The 18,557-nt window shown below is 44.5% G+C and carries 21 protein-coding genes and 1 riboswitch; of the genes, 16 read left to right on the top strand and 5 right to left on the bottom strand.

From position 1 onward, the window contains the following. The first annotated feature begins 17 nt into the window (after positions 1-17). The 5 genes from AACR11_RS17850 (at position 18) to AACR11_RS17870 (ending at position 3,240) form a co-directional block, all read left to right on the top strand. Positions 18-635 (top strand): cob(I)alamin adenolsyltransferase/cobinamide ATP-dependent adenolsyltransferase, encoded by a 618-nt coding sequence (locus AACR11_RS17850; protein WP_005453520.1) that lies wholly within the window; start codon positions 18-20, stop codon positions 633-635. A 122-nt stretch (positions 636-757) separates the two neighbouring features. Then, a riboswitch (FMN riboswitch) is annotated at positions 758-898 on the top strand. Positions 899-1,071: 173 nt separating this feature from the next. Further along, positions 1,072-1,728 carry a 3,4-dihydroxy-2-butanone-4-phosphate synthase gene (ribB, locus tag AACR11_RS17855; protein ID WP_005453519.1) on the top strand — a complete coding sequence of 219 codons (657 nt, stop codon included), beginning with the start codon at positions 1,072-1,074 and terminating at the stop codon, positions 1,726-1,728. A gap of 109 nt (positions 1,729-1,837) precedes the next feature. After that, positions 1,838-2,383: a glutathione peroxidase gene (locus tag AACR11_RS17860; RefSeq protein WP_029790064.1), complete on the top strand. Its 546-nt coding sequence runs from the start codon at positions 1,838-1,840 to the stop codon at positions 2,381-2,383. Positions 2,384-2,394: 11 nt separating this feature from the next. Then, positions 2,395-2,841, top strand: coding sequence for a DUF3429 domain-containing protein (locus tag AACR11_RS17865; RefSeq protein ID WP_029790065.1), 447 nt, complete (start codon positions 2,395-2,397; stop codon positions 2,839-2,841). A gap of 153 nt (positions 2,842-2,994) precedes the next feature. After that, on the top strand, positions 2,995-3,240 hold the full coding sequence (locus tag AACR11_RS17870; protein ID WP_029790066.1) for a hypothetical protein: 246 nt from the start codon (positions 2,995-2,997) through the stop codon (positions 3,238-3,240). Between the two features lie 55 nt (positions 3,241-3,295). Here the strand turns inward: AACR11_RS17870 and AACR11_RS17875 are convergent, their stop codons facing one another. Then, a complete protein-coding gene (locus AACR11_RS17875; RefSeq protein WP_005453513.1) occupies positions 3,296-3,895 on the bottom strand; it encodes a thiol:disulfide interchange protein DsbA/DsbL in 600 nt (199 codons plus the stop codon). Positions 3,896-3,982: 87 nt separating this feature from the next. Beyond that, positions 3,983-4,360, bottom strand: coding sequence for a hypothetical protein (locus tag AACR11_RS17880; protein ID WP_017188701.1), 378 nt, complete (start codon positions 4,358-4,360; stop codon positions 3,983-3,985). A 193-nt stretch (positions 4,361-4,553) separates the two neighbouring features. Here AACR11_RS17880 and AACR11_RS17885 point away from each other — a divergent pair, with 193 nt between their 5' ends. Both AACR11_RS17885 and AACR11_RS17890 read left to right on the top strand, forming a co-directional pair. Further along, a complete protein-coding gene (locus AACR11_RS17885; RefSeq protein ID WP_009696260.1) occupies positions 4,554-4,859 on the top strand; it encodes an isoamylase early set domain-containing protein in 306 nt (101 codons plus the stop codon). Between the two features lie 230 nt (positions 4,860-5,089). Further along, positions 5,090-5,809: an SDR family oxidoreductase gene (locus AACR11_RS17890; RefSeq protein WP_005453507.1), complete on the top strand. Its 720-nt coding sequence runs from the start codon at positions 5,090-5,092 to the stop codon at positions 5,807-5,809. 84 nt (positions 5,810-5,893) lie between these two features. On the opposite strand, the gene AACR11_RS17895 is transcribed toward AACR11_RS17890, so the two are convergent. Both AACR11_RS17895 and AACR11_RS17900 read right to left on the bottom strand, forming a co-directional pair. Further along, positions 5,894-6,349, bottom strand: coding sequence for a prepilin-type N-terminal cleavage/methylation domain-containing protein (locus AACR11_RS17895; RefSeq protein ID WP_005453505.1), 456 nt, complete (start codon positions 6,347-6,349; stop codon positions 5,894-5,896). A gap of 170 nt (positions 6,350-6,519) precedes the next feature. Next, positions 6,520-7,173 (bottom strand): GntR family transcriptional regulator, encoded by a 654-nt coding sequence (locus AACR11_RS17900; RefSeq protein ID WP_005453503.1) that lies wholly within the window; start codon positions 7,171-7,173, stop codon positions 6,520-6,522. Positions 7,174-7,321: 148 nt separating this feature from the next. Between AACR11_RS17900 and AACR11_RS17905 the strand changes: the two genes are divergently transcribed. From AACR11_RS17905 to AACR11_RS17945, 9 genes are all read left to right on the top strand, one after another. Beyond that, positions 7,322-8,677, top strand: a complete 1,356-nt coding sequence (locus tag AACR11_RS17905) for an FAD-dependent oxidoreductase (RefSeq protein ID WP_009696263.1) — start codon at positions 7,322-7,324, stop codon at positions 8,675-8,677. A 10-nt stretch (positions 8,678-8,687) separates the two neighbouring features. Continuing rightward, positions 8,688-9,812: a mandelate racemase/muconate lactonizing enzyme family protein gene (locus AACR11_RS17910; RefSeq protein ID WP_009696264.1), complete on the top strand. Its 1,125-nt coding sequence runs from the start codon at positions 8,688-8,690 to the stop codon at positions 9,810-9,812. A 188-nt stretch (positions 9,813-10,000) separates the two neighbouring features. Next, a complete protein-coding gene (locus AACR11_RS17915) occupies positions 10,001-11,605 on the top strand; it encodes a BCCT family transporter (RefSeq protein WP_005453498.1) in 1,605 nt (534 codons plus the stop codon). A gap of 169 nt (positions 11,606-11,774) precedes the next feature. Continuing rightward, positions 11,775-12,488, top strand: coding sequence for a response regulator (locus AACR11_RS17920; protein ID WP_029790068.1), 714 nt, complete (start codon positions 11,775-11,777; stop codon positions 12,486-12,488). Then, a complete protein-coding gene (locus AACR11_RS17925) occupies positions 12,488-13,774 on the top strand; it encodes an ATP-binding protein (protein WP_029790069.1) in 1,287 nt (428 codons plus the stop codon). The genes AACR11_RS17920 and AACR11_RS17925 overlap by 1 nt, the downstream gene beginning before the upstream one ends. A 132-nt stretch (positions 13,775-13,906) precedes the next feature. Next, positions 13,907-14,299, top strand: coding sequence for a glycine zipper family protein (locus AACR11_RS17930; RefSeq protein WP_005453491.1), 393 nt, complete (start codon positions 13,907-13,909; stop codon positions 14,297-14,299). Between the two features lie 175 nt (positions 14,300-14,474). Beyond that, a complete protein-coding gene (locus AACR11_RS17935; protein ID WP_029790070.1) occupies positions 14,475-14,831 on the top strand; it encodes a diacylglycerol kinase in 357 nt (118 codons plus the stop codon). A 21-nt stretch (positions 14,832-14,852) separates the two neighbouring features. Next, on the top strand, positions 14,853-16,505 hold the full coding sequence (locus AACR11_RS17940) for a phosphoethanolamine transferase (RefSeq protein WP_029790071.1): 1,653 nt from the start codon (positions 14,853-14,855) through the stop codon (positions 16,503-16,505). A 122-nt stretch (positions 16,506-16,627) separates the two neighbouring features. Continuing rightward, on the top strand, positions 16,628-17,560 hold the full coding sequence (locus AACR11_RS17945) for a Gfo/Idh/MocA family protein (protein WP_009703475.1): 933 nt from the start codon (positions 16,628-16,630) through the stop codon (positions 17,558-17,560). Here the strand turns inward: AACR11_RS17945 and AACR11_RS17950 are convergent, their stop codons facing one another. After that, positions 17,561-18,484: a GlxA family transcriptional regulator gene (locus AACR11_RS17950; protein ID WP_029790072.1), complete on the bottom strand. Its 924-nt coding sequence runs from the start codon at positions 18,482-18,484 to the stop codon at positions 17,561-17,563. Positions 18,485-18,557 lie beyond the last annotated feature (73 nt).

Below are 18,557 nucleotides of genomic sequence, written 5' to 3' on the forward strand. Positions count from 1 at the left end.
TAAATCTAGGAGGTATTATGAAAATCATCATCTTACATGGTCTTTATATGCATGGGCTGGTCATGCAGCCTCTTAGCCAAAAGCTGAGAAAGCTGGGCTACGAGACCCAAGTATTGAGTTACAACACGGTTTCAATTAATGAAGAATCGCTATTTAACTCCATCGACAAAGCGCTTAACCCGTTGACTGCTAATGTGTTAGTGGGTCATAGCCTAGGTGGCTTGATGATTAAACGATACCTCGCAAGCAGAAAACCATCGACAAGCCTCGTTTCTCACGTTGTTGCAATTGGCTCACCGCTGAAAGGCGCTTCCATCGTGACTCGCATTCAGGATTTAGGTTTAGGTGCGATTCTTGGTAACTCACCATACCATGGTCTGAATAAGCACGAGGACAGTTGGACTTTCCCACAAAAGCTTGGCAGCATCGCTGGCACGATGGCAATTGGTGCAAGACCCATTCTAATGCACAGAGACAACACCATGTCTGACGGTACGGTTACTGTCGATGAGACACGCTTAGAGGGCATGCAAGACCATATTGAGACCAAACAAACTCATACCAGCCTTATATACAACACCTACGTGCCTGCACAGATTGATCACTTTATCAAAACTGATCACTTCAGCCGATAGCGCACTTTTCCATCAAGTAGTTGCAATCTACTTTTCAAGCCAAGGCGTTCGCAGTACTATCCCTACTCCGACCACTCATTTGAGTGTCGGAGTTTTTTACTTCTGACCATATTGGTTGGATTCAATGTTCTCAGGGCGGGGCGAAATTCCCCACCGGCGGTATACTCTTGTGAGTGAGCCCGCGAGCGCTCGATTCGTCGAGGTCAGCAGATCTGGTGAGATGCCAGAGCCGACGGTTATAGTCCGGATGAAAGAGAATAAGAAAACATCAGCGTTTTCCTCAACGTTCTTTGTTGATGAACACTGGTGCACTTCTTTTTGGATCGCATTTTTATTGCGTGGGTTTGTGCCAACTTACCGTTGGCGGCTCAGCGCATGCATAAAATGTGACGATCCCTCATACCGCCCTGATTCTGGTGATATTTAGGAGTTAACCATGAATCAGTCATCACTACTTGCCGAATTTGGCGACCCAATTACTCGCGTTGAAAACGCACTTATCGCACTTAAAGAAGGTCGTGGCGTACTTCTTCTCGACGATGAAGATCGTGAAAACGAAGGCGACATCATTTATTCCGTAGAGCACTTAACCAATGAGCAAATGGCTCTTATGATCCGCGAATGCAGCGGTATTGTTTGTCTGTGTCTGACCGATGCTCAAGCAGACAAGTTGGAACTGCCACCAATGGTTGTAAACAACAACAGCGCAAACCAAACGGCTTTCACGGTTTCTATTGAAGCAAAACATGGTGTAACAACTGGCGTTTCTGCCGCTGACCGCGTGACGACCATCAAAACAGCTGCTAATCCAAATGCAAAACCAGACGACTTGGCTCGTCCTGGTCACGTGTTCCCGCTACGCGCTCGTCCTGGTGGCGTAATGACTCGCCGTGGTCACACAGAAGGCACTATCGATCTAATGCAAATGGCTGGTTTGCAGCCTGCTGGCGTGTTATGTGAGGTGACAAATCCAGATGGCACTATGGCAAAAACACCAGAGATCGTCGCGTTTGGTCGTTTACACAACATGCCAGTACTGACCATCGAAGATATGGTTGCTTACCGTAATCAATTTGATTTGAAGCTAGCGTAATCAACACGTATTTGCTCTAGTAAAAAGCCGCTGAACTCAGCGGCTTTTTTGATCGATTTGGTTCCTTTTCTAGTAGTTATACTTAGTAAAAATAAAAGGAATCAACATCATGAAAGGAATTACTCGCAGCGCACTTATCGCGACACTACTCTCCACCAGCTCTTTGACTTTTGCATCGAGTTGCCCAGATATCTTGCAAGGTAAGCAACGACTTCTCAATTCAACAGAAGAAATAGCCCTGTGTGATGCCTTTAAAGGCAAAACACTATTGGTTGTGAACACCGCGAGCCAATGCGGCTTCACTCCCCAATTCGAGCAACTGGAACAGCTACACCAAACGTACAAAGATCAAAACTTTTCAGTTGTCGGCTTTCCTAGTAACGACTTTCGTCAAGACCGTGGTAGCGAAGAGAAGACCGCAAAAATCTGTTACCTCGACTATGGTGTCACCTTCCCTATGATGGCTAAAACGTCTGTCCTAGGTGAGGATGCAAATCCAGTATTTACCCAGATCAGTACCCAAGCGGGCATTACACCGAAATGGAACTTCTACAAGTTCTTGATCAATAAAGAAGGCAAAGTCGTCGCGACCTTCCCAAGCTCAACCTCTCCAACAAGTACTACGCTTACTAACATAATTGAACAGCAACTGTAAGGAAGGCTGCTATGACAACCACACGTACGACGATGTTGCAATTGGGTTATTTGGGGCTGTTGCCATTTCTGTTCAGCTTGGTTCTCATCGTTACGGAAAGGACTTTGTTTAACTTGTCTGGGGAACAATTTTTTATCGCTTACAGTGCAGTGATTTTGAGTTTTCTCTCAGGGGTACTTTGGGGCAATGCTATTGATCATTTTTATCACCGCTTGAGTCGCAATGCATTGGTGCTCAGTAATTTATTTGTCCTACTCGCTTGGGGAGCGCTACTACAAGGTAACAAACACTATGTGATTGCAACTCTGTTATTGGCTGCTGGTTACATTGCCGTTTGGTACGCGGAAAAGCTGATTCGAAAAATAGAAAAAGAGGCGGAGCCAAAAGGTTACCAGATGATGCGAGGCAAGCTCACGACAGGCGTAGTGCTCATACATGGGTTGGTTTTAATTGCATAATCTGGTCTGTCCACCTACCAGATCACAAAATTACTGTTGTTATATAAAACAATGTTCATTTCGTGAACCTATAGCAATTTTGAACACTGTTTTGTTCCAATTATGAACAGGCAAGCATATAAGTACTCAAAAGCATTCACAAAGGATATGAATATGTTTTTTCGTAAACTTCTTTTTAGTACTGCAGTTATCAACGCAACAGCAGGTTGCGTGTCTTACCAAGCTCATCAAGCTGCGGTCAATACGGTGAATAACACTGGCATGGTTTTAAATACCGTGGTGAAAACCACTATAGCCCAACCTTGTAACGTTGCCGTCACCATGGCGAGCTTGTTTTACCCAAACGCGATCTTTATGACCGATATGCCAACAGCAGCTTGCACAGCCGTCCTACGCTAAAGCGAACAAAACAAAAAAATGGCGACCTCATTGGTCGCCATTTTTCATTTTATAATTAAAGCGTTAGTAAGTAGTTTACCAACTTGTTGTACTCATCGTAGCTTCGGATTTCGTTCGGTAATACGATGTACTTGTTGTTAACAACCACCCCCGGAACACCAGTCAACGTACTTTGCTTAAACTGCTTATCGAAACCCTTTTGCATCGAGTTTACGGCAAAGCTGTTGTATGCCGCATCAAATTTCTTACCATCTACCCCATTGTCCACAAAGATTTGCTTCAATTCAGCTTCATTTTGAGGTGCTTGACGTTTCTGGTGAATTTGAGCAAACATCGCCGGTACCATCGTCTTCTCTACGCCCAAAGACACCATTGTCGCGTATGACTTCGCCATCGGCACCGCCATATTGCCGCCCATAAATGCGACATGTACTTTCTCAAAACTCGCGTCTTTTGGTAGCGATGGTTTTAGGTTATCGATGACTGATTCAAATTTGTAACAGTGTGGGCAATAGAAAGAGAAAAATTCGGTTACTGTCGGTTTCTTCGACTTCTCTACGTCCAACACTTTGTAATGTTTACCCGCTTCAAATTGCGCAGCGTGAGCAGTGAATGCCAGTAATAGAGTGCTACAAAGAGCAAATAGCTTTTTCATGTTTGATTCCTTCAGGCACACGTGTGCCGTATTCATTAGTGAGTTTTTAAAAAGCCCAGCAGGGCTGGTTTGTGATGAATAAAAGGATCAAACAATAGGAGGACGGTAAGGTTTATAAACCACAGTCACTGCTTTCGGTGTGGGTGATTTATCGATCAGTGCGAGGCTATGCGGGAGCAAGATGACATCATCTTGCAAAAGGTTAGTTGGAATTTTCACGATACAGGAAGAGCTGCAACTGGTATGTGCTTGCTGCCCTTTTTCCATCAAGTGATCACTATGGTGCGACTCGATGCAATCCTTATTATCTACACCCATTTTTTGATGAAGTTCAGCGACAGGGTCTTTGTTTGAACTCACATCAATTGGTGCCGTTGCTGCACGCACACTCGACACGACACCCGTTAGCAACATGGCTAATAGACAAAGCATTGTCGTCAGGAATGTACGGTTAAAACTCGGCATACAACTTCTTCAAAATATGGTGAATCTTCATCATACAGAATCCTTCTTTTCATACAAGCCAATCACTTAGTAGCACGTTCACAAACCAGAGGATTCTGACACTCGATACCGACTGCAATGCCGATAACACTTGAAATCCTTATGAAACCTGAGTAATAGTTAGATCAGTTTTTGTACAAACAAGGAAAGATTAATGCTTAAAAAGAGATTCTTTAAAACAAAAGACGAAGTCGAAGTCACGTTCGAGCTAGACAAAAACCAGTGGGAGTCGATTCAAATTGCAGGCGACTTTAACAACTGGCAACCAGAACCAATGAAGCTCGTGAAGAAAAGTGGACAGTTTAAATTTAAAACACGCTTGCCGAAAGAACAGAATATTCAGTTCCGTTACCTATTTAACGAAGCTGAGTGGGAAAACGACCCACAAGCGGATGCCTACGTACCAAATGGTTTTGGCAGTGATAACAGTGTCGTGTGCACTCAAGAGCAACCAGCTTAATCACACAGACAGAAAAGATAGGCGTACTCAGTGCGCCTTTTTTATCGCCAATTTTTCATCGAGTGACCATTGATTGTTGCTATACAACAACAGTGTTTTACCTAAAGTGATATATATCAACAAAAGCCATTTCCTTAATATACCTACATCGCAGCGAGATAGATGTTCTTAACTAAAAGCTGCTCTCATACAAAAGCAACTCTCAAACAAAGAGATGAAGGAAACAAAAGATGAAAAAACTGATTGTAATTACAGGTGCAAGTTCTGGTATCGGTGAAGCAATTGCCCGTCGTCTAAGCGATGAAGGTCACCCACTTCTTCTTCTTGCTCGTCGTGTAGAACGTTTGGAAGCCCTAAACCTGCCAAACACGCTATGTGAGAAAGTAGACGTAACAGACAAGTCTTCATTTGAAGCTGCGATTGCGAAAGCGGAAGAGAAATTTGGTCCAGCTGATGCACTAGTAAACAACGCAGGTGTGATGCTACTTGGTCAAATTGACACACAAGATGCATCAGAATGGAAACGCATGTTCGACGTGAACGTACTTGGTCTGCTAAACGGCATGCAGTCTGTGCTTGCACCAATGAAATCACGTAACAGCGGTACTATCATCAACATCAGCTCAATCGCAGGTAAGAAAACGTTCCCTGATCACGCAGCTTACTGTGGTACTAAATTTGCGGTTCACGCGATTTCTGAAAACGTTCGTGAAGAAGTCGCAGCATCGAATGTTCGTGTAACAACAATTGCCCCAGGTGCGGTAGAAACCGAACTGCTTTCTCACACAACATCGCAAGAAATCAAAGATGGTTACGGTGCATGGAAAGAGGACATGGGCGGCGTTCTTGCTGCTGATGACATCGCACGTGCAGTTGTATTTGCTTACCAGCAGCCACAAAACGTTTGCATCCGTGAAATTGCATTAGCACCAACTAAGCAACAGCCTTAATCTATACGATTTTAAGACGACGAAATTCAAAAAGCGGCTTCAAAGCCGCTTTTTCTCTTTATGTAATCAACGCTCTTCATGTAATCAGCAATCTTCGGTAAATGAGGCGACCGTAACGCTACCGCCGGAGACAGCATCTTTGTAATAAACGTAGCATTTCTTGTGCCACACGTTATCTTTCGTAAAGCCAATAAACGCTTCCCTACCCGCGGCATCACTGCCTTTGTTTGTAACGTAAACTTGCTCAGCATCGATATTAAAGCTCCGCAAAACATTATCTCGGTGTGCAGTGGGATACCCATTACAGGTATAAATGTCATCGATATAGGTATAACACTGGTTTTCAAGGCCTTGAGTCAGGGCCTTAGAGAACACAATATCCGAGCCTGTTTTCATCACCGCTTCGATTTCTTTTAATTTTGCCACGCGTCCATCACTAAAAAAACCTAAAATTCGAGGTGCAGAAGTGACAGACACGAGGGCCAATACAACGACAACAATAACCAGCTCTAACAAAGTAAACCCTTTGCTTCTCCTCATAATCTATCTCTCTACAAATCCAAGCAAGCCACCAAAGTAATGAAGAAAATTATTTCATAACCACACAGTCGCCACGTAAGCGTTTGTAAGAGGTCGTGCACTTCGTAGACAAAAAAGCCGAGCAGTTGCTTGCTCGGCTCAATCGGCTAACGCTGAAGAAGAAACCTTCTTTACTTCCTCGGCTTAATCGTTCGATAAGCCACATCAGTTAGGTAGTCATTTAGGCGATGTGATGCCGTGACCGCTTCCTCGGCATCAGTATGGCTGACAGCGCGTAAAACGGCAGCATGAAGAGAAGATGCTTCAACCAAATCTGAGTCTTGGTTTTTAAATGCAAACCAAAAGCGACGGGATAAACCTTGTAGTGGTGCCATCGCTAACTGTAGATATTCATTACATGCAGCTTTGACGAGCAAGGTATGGATTTCTTTAAGTAAAGACGCGTAAAGCAGGTCATCTTTGTTTTCTGCACAAGCTTCTAACTGCTCAGCCAACATTAACATCTGCTGCTTCTCTTCAACACTTGCTCGCGAGGCAGCGTAGTTGACACATAAGGCTTCAATGTCGCGACGGACTTCTAGGATCTTTAGTTGGCTCTCGACAGAGATTGCTGGGATTTGAATTCCACGTCGCGGGTGGATCTCAACCATACATTCATAAGCCAATCTTTGTAACGCTTCTCGAACTGGCGTTCGCCCAAGCTCTAACTCTTCTGCCAACTGCTTTTCACTGACCATACTCCCTGGTTCTAATTCGCGGAAGATGATCATTTTTTCAAGTTTGCTGTATGCAACTTCTGTCTTATTGACTGAATTTACGGTCATTCTCGTTCCTATTCCATTGATCAATCTTTTAGTGAGCAATCTCACGATAAGAAGTTTTGCCATTGTACCAAAAAAAGAAATACGAATATATTAAAAACATACAACTGATATATCAGATGAACATCAGTCATCTATTAGTGAGGTAAGAATGAAATCTTGGAACATTATCCGTCGTTATGAACACACTCCTGATCTACCTGTTTTGGCTGAAGTAGAAGTGCTAGTCATTGGCGGAGGTCCTGCTGGTGTTGCCGCAGCTGAAACGGCTGGTCGTCTAGGTAAGAACACTTGGTTAATTGAGAAATACGGTTTTTGCGGTGGTGCTGCCGTCGCGGGCTTATCTGGCACTATTTGTGGTATGTACATGGCATCGGACGATGAAAATGCACAGCCAGAACAAGTAGTATTCGGTTTTACAGAACGTTTTCGTCAAGCATTAGAAAACAAAGGTGGTGTCACTGCTCCACAGCGTTACGGTAAAACGTACACAGTGACGCACGATCCTTTGATGTGGCGTGAAGTTGCTGATGATTTCCTAGAGCAAGCAAATGTCAAAACTCTATTCCATACGTCAGTCACTGGCGTGATCATGGAAGGTGACACATTTAAAGGCGTGATCATCGAATCAAACGCAGGGCAAAGTATCATCTTAAGTAAACAGATCATCGACGCTTCTGGTGATGCTGCTGTGGTAGCTCGTGCGGGCATGGATTATTACTTTGGCGACAATGGTCGTATTCAAAACCCAACCATGTTCTTCCGTTTTGGCGGTGTCGATATGGACACTTATCTCGACTACTACGGCAACGACACGATCTGCCCTCCAAAAGTCACCGAAAATATTCTTGCAGCCAACGAAAGCGGCGAATACCAGTTGCCACGTCATAAGATTTGGATTTTTCCGACCACACGCGCGAATGAGCTGATGGTTAATGCGACACGCCTTGCAGGTCAAGATGGACGCATGCTGAACGTCATTGATCCTGAAGATTTCACAGAAGCCGAAGTGTTCGGTCGTCGCCAAGTTCGTGAGTACGCCCGTTTCTTGAATAACTTTGTTCCTGGTTGTGAACAGGCATTCGTTGTCGACACCGGTGTAGAAGTCGGCATTCGTCAAACGCGCTCTATTGTTGGTATCGAAACGCTAACTAATGAAGACGTTGTTAACTGTCGCAAGCGTGAAGACGGTATTTGCCGTACCCCTTGGCCTATTGAATTGCACTCCGGCGATAAACCAAAACTGCACTGGCTAATTAACGATTACTACGACATCCCATTCCATACGCTAGTGCCAGTGGTTGGTGAAAACATCATTGTTGCTGGTCGATGCTTGAGCGCTGAACACGAAGCGCTTGCTTCTGCTCGCGTCACCGCGCAATGCTTTGAGCTTGGTCATGCAGCTGGCGTTGCTGCTGCACAAGCGATTGATACAAATACGGCGATTCGTGACTTAAATGTCGCGGAGATTCGCGCCACCATGATTAAAAATGGCTCACGCCTGTAAGGACTGAAAAATGACCGATCTAAAAATTGAACGTGTAGAACTTTACGCTGTAGCAGACCGCGATGCAGCACCTGTACCATGGGCAGATAACCAAGAACCTTTGTTATACACCAATAACATCGTCCGTCTAATTTGTAACGATGGTACAGAGGGGTTAGGCGCAACAATCAGCTACACAGAGAACGATTTTGACCGCTGCATTATCGAATCTCAACGCACCATAGTTCCAGGTTTACTGGGTAAAAATCCATTGGCAACTCAAGAGCTCTACAACTGGTTAATGGCGCGTTGTACTTGGGGTGGTCTGCCGGCTAAAGCGCCAATTGATATTGCAGCATGGGACATCAAAGGCAAAAAAGCGGGCATGCCTCTTTACATGCTTTTAGGTGGCGCTCGAAACAAAATGTTGTCTTACGCATCGACGCCAATGTTCGACACCGTAGAAGAGTACTTCCCGTACCTAGACGACTGTATTGCACACGGCTTTAAAGCAATCAAGCTTCACTGCTACTGCGTGTACGAAAAGGACGTTGCCCTTGTTGACGCAGTTCAGGCTCGTTACGGCAAAACAGGCATTCGATTCATGCTTGATACGGCAACCTTCTACACGCCAGAACAAGCAATGGCAATGGCCAAACGCCTAGAACGCTACCACTGGGAATGGTTAGAAGCACCGGTTTCTGATTACGACTACAACACTTATAAACGCCTAGTTAAAAACACTGACCTTGAGATTTCTAGTCATGGTAACTGCTTGTTAACACTGCAAGAAGTGACCTATGCCTTATCACAAGAGATGTGGTCTGACATTCGCCAAGACGCGACGGTTTGCGGTGGTATTACACCTCTAAACAAATGCTTCCACATTGCAGAGGGCTTCTCTAAGAACCTAGAGATCCAATCAATGGGTTACACGCTAACGCAAGCCGCAAACCTGCACGTCGCTCTTGCGCACAACAACTGCAAATTCTTTGAACAGTTCTACCCTTACGAAGACTTTGAGCTAGCGTCGAAAACCGTTATCCGCACCGACAAAGAAGGTTATGTCCGTGCTCCTGAAGGCAATGGCTTAGGTGTTGAAATGGATTGGGACAAAGTGAAAGAAATGTCTGTGGCGTCGTACGTTTTCGAATAAACCGCATGCTTCACGACATAAACAATTAATACAGAGACAGCAAAAGACTGACATCCCTCTACCCCTACACTGTCTGCCTTTCTAATTACTCGTATGGGAACGGGAGAAAGGCAGACACCCTGAGTGTCAGTGACAATAAACAAGGCCGTCCGAGTATTCTCATTAATAGACAATATTGGAAAGTCACAATGAAATTGAATACTTCAGAAATCGACTGGAAACTTACTTTTGGCAGTTTTGGATTTGTACTGCTTCTAGGTATTCTTGCAGTGGTATACCCAGAAGCCGTAAAAAGCACCATGAGCGGCATGCTAGATTTTACCGTCATTAACTTCGGTTCTGGTTTCCTTTGGTACACACTTTTTGCAACAGGTGCCCTATTGTTCCTCGCCTTTTCTAAATATGGCGATATTCGTATGGGTGACACCAAACCTAAGTTTACGAAATTCCAACTGTTCGCAATGGCATTGTCTGCGGGCATGGGTGCAAGCACCATGTACTGGGGCTTTATTGAAGCGGTATACTACTTCATGGACCCTCAGTTCGGTATTACAGATAAAGCCATGGCAATGGAATACGCTACAGCTTACAACATGTTCCACTGGGGCGCTGCAGGCTGGTTTATCTACCTCATTGTAGCCATCCCATTCGCCGTCGTATTCTACCTAAAGAAAAGCCGTCGAATGAGCTTAAGTGGTGTCATTAACTCACTGTTTGATGACCGTTTACCGGTTTGGGCACAAAAGTTTATTGACCTACTGTTTATCATCACAACGCTTGCCGCAACCGCATTAACATTAGGTTTGGGCATCCCGATGATTTCCTCTAACCTAGCGAGCTTAACAGGCATACCAGACAATTTAATGTTGGGTATTGGCGTTATCCTTGGGTTGTCAGTGATCTTCTCTCTCAGCTCTTACATCGGTATTGAGAAAGGCATGGCCCGCCTATCTAGTGCAACCATTTATATCTGTGCAGCGTTTGTTGGTATCATCTTCATCATCGGACCATCAGCTCTGATCATGAACAACTTAACCAATGGCATTGGTATCATGTTGACTGAATACATCCGCATGAGCACCAACACAGATCCATATGGCACAACGTTGTTCCCTCAATACTGGACGGTATTCTTCCTAGCGAACTGGATTTCTTACTCACCGGGTGTAGGTGTCTTCATCACTAAGATCATCCAAGGTCAGAAGCTAAAAGACGTGGTTCTCATCCTCGTGATTGGCGGCACAATGGGCTCTGCGGTTATCTTCGGTGTATGTGGCACCTTCTCAATGGATCTTGTAAACAACGGCGTCGTTGATGGTGTCAAACTGATTGGTGAAGGTCAGCCAACTGAGTTGGTGAAGCAAGTATTTGACTCAACATCTATTCCAATGTTGCTAACTGCTATCTACCTAGTCACGATGATTCTGTTTACAGTAACAACATTAGATGGCACCTCGTATTCACTAGCAGGCATCGCAACTAAACAGCTAGATGAAGAAGCAAACGTAAACCCAATGTTTCGTCTGTTCTGGTGCTTATTGCTAACTGCACTACCAATCATCTTCTTACTGATTAATGCTGACTTGAATATCCTTAAAGCGTTCCCTGTACTGATCATCGTATTGATCGTGCCAGTGTTCTTCATCGCGGCGGTTAAAACACTCCAATACCTTAAGCAAAACTACGGACAAATTATGGAGCATCAACGCCAACAAGACGAACTTCTTGCAAAACAAGCACAAGAGCAACAAGTTGAAGTAACAAACTCGACACCCGCTCCTCAAGCTAGCTAGCATCGACTTCTAACTCTCAAAAGCTCCGATAAACGTCGGAGCTTTTTTTATTGGTTGTTAAGTTCAATCACTACCGTCTATAAATTCCACAAGACTATTGATGTTTATTGAAATCACTGACAAATTTGTTTAAGTTTCAGGAAGAATTCCTACAAAGCGCATCACTGCCATGAATGTACAAGACACTAAGCAATCAATTTTCATCGTTGAAGACGATCCTAAACTGCAAGCCATGTTAAGCGAATACTTTGTTGAACAAGGCTTCAACGTCCGTTGTATCGATAATGGAACAGATGCTCCAGATGCGATTATAGAGGCTCAGCCCGACCTCGTACTGCTTGATTTAATGTTGCCTGGTCAAGATGGATTGAGCGTCTGCCGCCAGATTCGCGAGTGCTTTAAAGGCAAAGTCTTGATGCTAACTGCTAGCGACGATGATTTTGACCACGTCGCTGCCCTTGAAATCGGTGCCGATGACTTCGTAAACAAGCCAATCAAACCACGAGTTTTGCTTGCGCGGATCCGCATGCTGTTGCGTCGTAAGGAGGTAACGACATCTGATTCCGATACTTGTCTAGAAGTGGGGTTACTATGTCTTAACCGCCTACGTAAGGCTTGTGCTCTAAATCAGGAGCTCATTGCCCTAACCGATGGTGAATTTGACTTACTTTGGGTCCTCGCAAACCACCCTGAACAAACTCTTTCTCGCGAGTGGCTAACAAAAACCTTACGTGGTATCGAATATGACGGCACTGACCGTACTATCGACAACCGCATCGTTACCTTACGCAAAAAACTGGGCGACAGCACCACTCCACCACAAAAGATCATCACTGTGCGTGGTAAAGGCTACTTGTTTATGCCTGATGCTTGGAATGCGTAATGAAACGTATTTATCTGGAAAGCTTCTTAGGTCTGATTATTCTTTTTGTCGCTAGCTTAGCTGGTTATGAAATCATTGTTTATCAACTAAACACAGACTACGACTACCTACTAGAAGAACATGAAGCGCAAGCTTTCCACGAACTTATTTATCCGATTTATCGCGAGAAAGGTGAGGACTACACCATTCAACAATTGGAGAAGTTCGCCTCATCTAGCCATATGTTGTTGATCGCGCAAAAGATGACGAACCTCCCTCCAGAGATTCAGTCAGCCTTCGATGAAGATCCTTCCGTCAATACCAAATTTGATGAAGATCGCGACCTTTGGTTTCGCTTTGAGCCGGGCTCCCCAGTATTTAGATTGAGCCAAAACCCCAATAGCCCAATCATTCAAGCCATTAATTTTGACGATAACATTGTTTGGCTGTTCTTCCTCGCTGGATTTGCACTGTATTGTGTTTTGCTGATTTGGTTTTTAAGCCGCCGCGTAAGAGCTTTAGAGAAGGTTACGATGGATTTTGCATCCGGTGATTTTAATGCTCGCGCCGATACCTCCAGCGCGAAGTCGGTGGGAACATTGAACAAAAGCTTTAACCATATGGCAGAAAAGGTTTCTCGTCTTATTACGAGCAACAAAATGCTAACCAATGCTGTTGCTCATGAGCTAAGAACACCAATCTTTCGACTTCAGTGGCAAGCCGATCTTCTGGCGGATGCTTCATTAAATGAGCATCAACAAAAATACGTCGATAGCATCGTAGAAGATATTGACGACATGGAAAAAATGGTCGAAGAACTGCTCTATTACGCCAAAATGGAACGCCCAAATTCTGAGATACAAACGTCAACCGTTGTATTGTCTCACTTTCTTCAATCGCTCCTCCCTAAATGGCAACGAGATACCTCTCTATCCATTGTGATCGATGATGCCGAGTCACAGGGTGTTGTTGTCAACGCTGATCCAAAGTTACTCAAACGTGCGCTGGATAACCTACTGCGCAATGCGATGCGTTATGCTGAGAGCGAGATTGTTTTGGAGCTGGTTGAAACTCCTGACCAATGCTGCATTCAAATTCATGACGATGGCTGTGGTATTGAGGAAAAAGATTGGCCTCACTTGTTTGATGCTTTTTACAGTGCAGATAAATCTCGAAACAAAAGCACCAGTGGCTTCGGTTTAGGGCTTGCAATCGTAAAACAAATCGTCGATTTGCAAGACGGTTCTGTATCTGTCTCTCACAGCCCTCTTGGCGGTGCCTGCTTCACCGTTTGCTTTCAAAAATAAAATCATAAACTTATCAATAACCTCATCAGAGCTGTTACAAAACACGACACTTCAATACATTCGATAGACAGAGCACAACAATAAAACAGTGTACATTTAATCCATTATTTCACAGCAATAATGGATCACCAAATGTATAAACCTCTTGTTCTTCTCACCCTTTCTTCCACGCTTGCTGCTTGTGCCTATAACCAAAAGCCTGTCGTTGATATGACCAATGTCGATCAAGCTCAATACGAACAAGACTTCGCTTATTGCCAAGGCTATGCCGAAAAAGTCGACAAAGGCGAAGCAGCAAAAGCTGAAGCGAAAAATGGGGCTGTAACGGGTGCTCTCGTTGGTGCCGTAGCTGGCGCACTCGAAGATGGGATCGGTGGTGCTGCTGTAGGTGCAGTAGCTGGAACAGCTGTCGGTGCTGGCGCAGGTGCGCTTGGCGGTGCAAATGACTCAACCAAAACCCAATCGCTTGTACTACGTAAATGCCTAGCAAATAAAGGCTATACGGTTTACGACCTTGATTCATAAAGTATAAATGAGCATCAATGGCATAAAATAATGGTCAGGCGACTTCTTTTTCACAAATGTTTCACGCTCGACCTATTACTCTCAACTTTCGCAATTTGATGCCTTTTCTTTTATCAGGGGGATGCTTATCCCTCAAGCACCCCTTCTTTTTTGGCTCAGCAGTATAGGCCCCATTTTGAAACCAGGAAAAACAGGCATTCGCCGGATATTGGACGCAACCGGCTATTCACTTCAAGGATTGAAAGCAGCATGGATTAACGAAGCAGCATTTAGACAAGAGTTAGTACTGACGTTAGTGCTCTCTATCGCTGCATTCTTGCTTCCCGTCACCATGCTTGAACGGACAATGATGATCAGCAGCTTACTGCTGGTTGTAATAGTTGAATTGATTAATTCCGCCATCGAAGCGGTTGTCGATCGTGTCAGTGATGACTGGCATGAACTCAGTGGAAGAGCCAAGGACATTGGTTCCGCAGCAGTATTCGTTGCGCTTGCTCTCGCCCTATTTGTTTGGGCGTCGATTTTAATTTAGTTACATCGAAGTGCGTCAATTATGAAGACAATTGAACTACCAACGAAAGGTCTCTCTTACGTTACCTTTACGCTTTTACTCGCCTTGTATTTCGCCCTTGTGGTGAACATCCCCATTTACAAGGAATTGGTTCACATCCTTACTAATCTCGATCAAGTTAAGATCGGTTTCATTATTACCATTCCCATCTTCTTTTTTGCCGCGCTGAACTTCTTATTCAACTTGTTCAGTTGGCCTTGGATCAGTAAGCCATTCTTTATGTTATTGCTGATCACCTCTGGTATCGTGAGCTACGCGAGCTACAACTACGGTACACTCTTCGATACCGACATGATCACCAATATTGTCGAAACTGATACCAGTGAAGCAAGTTCCTACTTCAGCGCTTACTCGTTGATCTGGACAGTTTTGATGGGGGTACTTCCTGCATTACTTGTCTTTAAAGTGAAGTTTCAATCGCTAAAAGGAAACTGGCTAAGATTCACATTAACTAAAATCGTCTCAATGCTTGCTTCTTTAGTGATCATTGCCGTGATTGCTGGTTTGTATTACCAAGACTACGCATCCGTTGGTCGTAATAATAGCTACCTAAAGAAAATCATTATCCCTACTCAGTACGTGTATGCGATCTCTAGTTATGTCAAAGAAACCTACCTGACAACACCACAACCATACCGTGAGATTGGCACTGATGCTAAGCAATCTCAGCTAGCTTTAGAACAAGCCAAAGAGAAGCCTACTCTGGTTGTCTTCGTATTAGGAGAAACTGCGCGTACTCAAAACTACCAAATCAACGGTTACGATCGCGAAACCAACCCATACACCAGCAAGCTAGACGTCATTTCATTCCAAGACGTTTCCTCTTGCGGTACAGCAACAGCGGTTTCCGTTCCTTGTATGTTTTCGCAACTGCCTCGTAGCGACTTCGATCGTAGTACAGCAGATAACCAAGACAATGCTTTGGATATAATGCAACGTGCTGGCATTGATTTGATGTGGAAAGACAATGACGGCGGAGATAAAGGCGTCGCGCATAAGATCAATAAGATGGATGTGGACCGCAGCCAGAAAAATGAACAGTGCAACGGCAGCACTTGCTATGACATCGCATTGCTAAATAACCTAGATGATCAAATCGCAAGCATGAAAGGTAACCGCCTTGTTGCGCTGCATCTCATTGGTAGTCATGGTCCAACGTATTTCCAACGCTATCCAAAAGACAAAGCCTTCTTCCAGCCAGACTGCCCTCGTGCAGACATCGAAAACTGTAGCGTTGAACAAATCGTCAATACTTATGACAATACTATTCGCTACACGGACTTCGTTTTGGATCAAACTATAGCGAAATTGAAAGCGCTAGAAGACAAATACAATACGGCCATGATTTATGTTTCTGATCACGGTGAGTCTTTAGGTGAAAATGGCTTGTTCTTACACGGCATGCCTTACGGATTGGCACCTGATTTCCAAAAGCGTGTTCCTATGATACTTTGGATGTCTCCGGGCTTTAAGCAAGCTAAACACATCAATACTGATTGTTTGGAACAAGAGGCGCAACAAACCGCGACGCACTCTCACGATAATGTATTCCACTCTTTACTCGGCATCATGGACGTAGAAACCGATGCTTATGATGGAGATTTGGATATCTTTAAAACCTGCAGAACATCTTAGTATCAAACAGCACGATAAAGCCTGATTCATATGAATCAGGCTTTTTTATGACCTTTTGCTCTCAGAAATCCAACAGGTTCTCGTTATAATGTTTATCCCGTCAACGAACAAAGTAGAGCCAAATGAAAATTGGCATCATTGGCTTGGGCGACATTGCTCAAAAAGCCTACCTTCCTGTTATCACCCAGATTCCAAATGTTGAACTGGTATTTTGTACTCGTAACGCAAATACACTTAACACACTGGCTCAACAATATCGCATCACAGAAACCTGTCAGGACTACCAACAGTTGGTTGGCATGGGTGTGGATGCAGTAATGATTCATGCAGCGACGAGCATTCACCCTCAAATCGCATCTTTCTTTTTAGAACAAGGCATCCCGACATTTGTTGACAAACCTTTGGCGGACAGCGCTGCTGAGGTGGAAAAGCTATACGAACTAGCAGAACGCGTGAATCAGCCTTTGTATGTCGGTTTCAATCGCCGTCACATTCCGCTCTACAATCAGCATATGCCGGGCGTACAGCAAGGCGAACTTTCAGGCTTGAAATCAATACGTTGGGAGAAGAATCGTCATCAATTACCGGGGGATATTCGTACCTTCATTTTCGATGATTTTATCCACCCTCTCGATAGCGTGAACATTACGACCAAAGCAGATCTACAAGACGCTTACATTACGCACCAAATGGAAGGCGACCAACTGGCTCGTTTAGATATCCAATGGCAGCATGGTGAGACACTGTTTCACGCATCAATGAACCGCCATTTTGGTATCACAACGGAGCGAGTCCAAGCTTGCTATTCAAATAAAGCGATTGAATTTGATTCATTTGTTGAAGGGAAAATGTGGCAAGACAATCAAGAGCAAAAGCTCAGCTTGAAAGATTGGACGCCAATGCTGACCAGTAAAGGTTTCCACTCTATGTTGCTTGATTGGTTTAACGTCATTCAGTCAGGTAAAGTCGCCACTGAAATTGTCCAGCGCAACATTGCTAGTCATCAACTTGCAGAAGCGCTCTGCCTTCATATCGAACACGTAGCACGTCGTTAATTAAGCACTAAAACGAGCGCGGAATGCTTTGGGTGCCAGTCCCATGGTTTTAATGAATACTTTTCGAAACGCGCTCGCATCTTGATACCCCACGTGATAAGCAATCGCCTCAAAAGCGAGGTTGCTTGATTCCAGCAAGTCACATGCTTTTTGTACCCGGAGGTGTTGTAGATACTGATTCAAGTTCAAACCTGTCGCTTTTTGGAAACGTCTCTGAAGCGTGCGCTCAGTTAAACAACTGATCTCCGATAGAGCTTGGTTTGAAATCACATGGGAGAAATGATCGGCCATGTAGTGCTGAGCACTAAGAACGGCACTATCGCCGTGTTGAAAATTAGGCATGAATTGCTGATAAAAACGTTGCTCTCTGGCACCAGTATCAACCACCAGCATCTTTCCCAATAACCGCATCACCGAAGGCGTGCTTAGCTGAGATACCAGCTCCAACCCTAAATCGAGCCAAGACATCATGCCACCAGCTGTGATGACACTGCCCTCGTTGATAAGGATGGATTCAGGCTTAAGCATCACGTTAGGAAACCTATCTCGGAATAACCCTGCCAGCCCCCAGTGTGTCGTGCACGCTTTGTTGTTCAACAAACCAGCTTGAGCGAGAACAAAAGCCCCGGCACATGCAGACGTAACAACCGCTCCTGCTTTGTGTTGCTCAAACAGCCAAGATGTTAACGCCTCACTTGGCGAAAGATAATATTGCTCCGCGCCGCTTGGCGGCAATATGACGACCGTGAAATCACCGGCTCGAATAACGTCTTCTTGCCAATCAATGATGTCTGCATCAAAGCGGCATTCAGCACCCAACTCAATCGCAGCGCGGCTTGCCATCTCAAACAGCTCCTGCAAACCATAGACTGACGCTTTTGAAGCCCCCGGATAGTTCACAATAGCAATGTTTATCTTGTTCATTCCAATTGTCGTTTTTAACCTATTTTTTGTCATTTTAGATACTGAGCAAGATAAAAGAAAGCACGCATAATAG

It is taken from the genome of Vibrio sp. L85, from assembly GCF_963871815.1.
GTDB lineage: Bacteria > Pseudomonadota > Gammaproteobacteria > Enterobacterales > Vibrionaceae > Vibrio > Vibrio harveyi.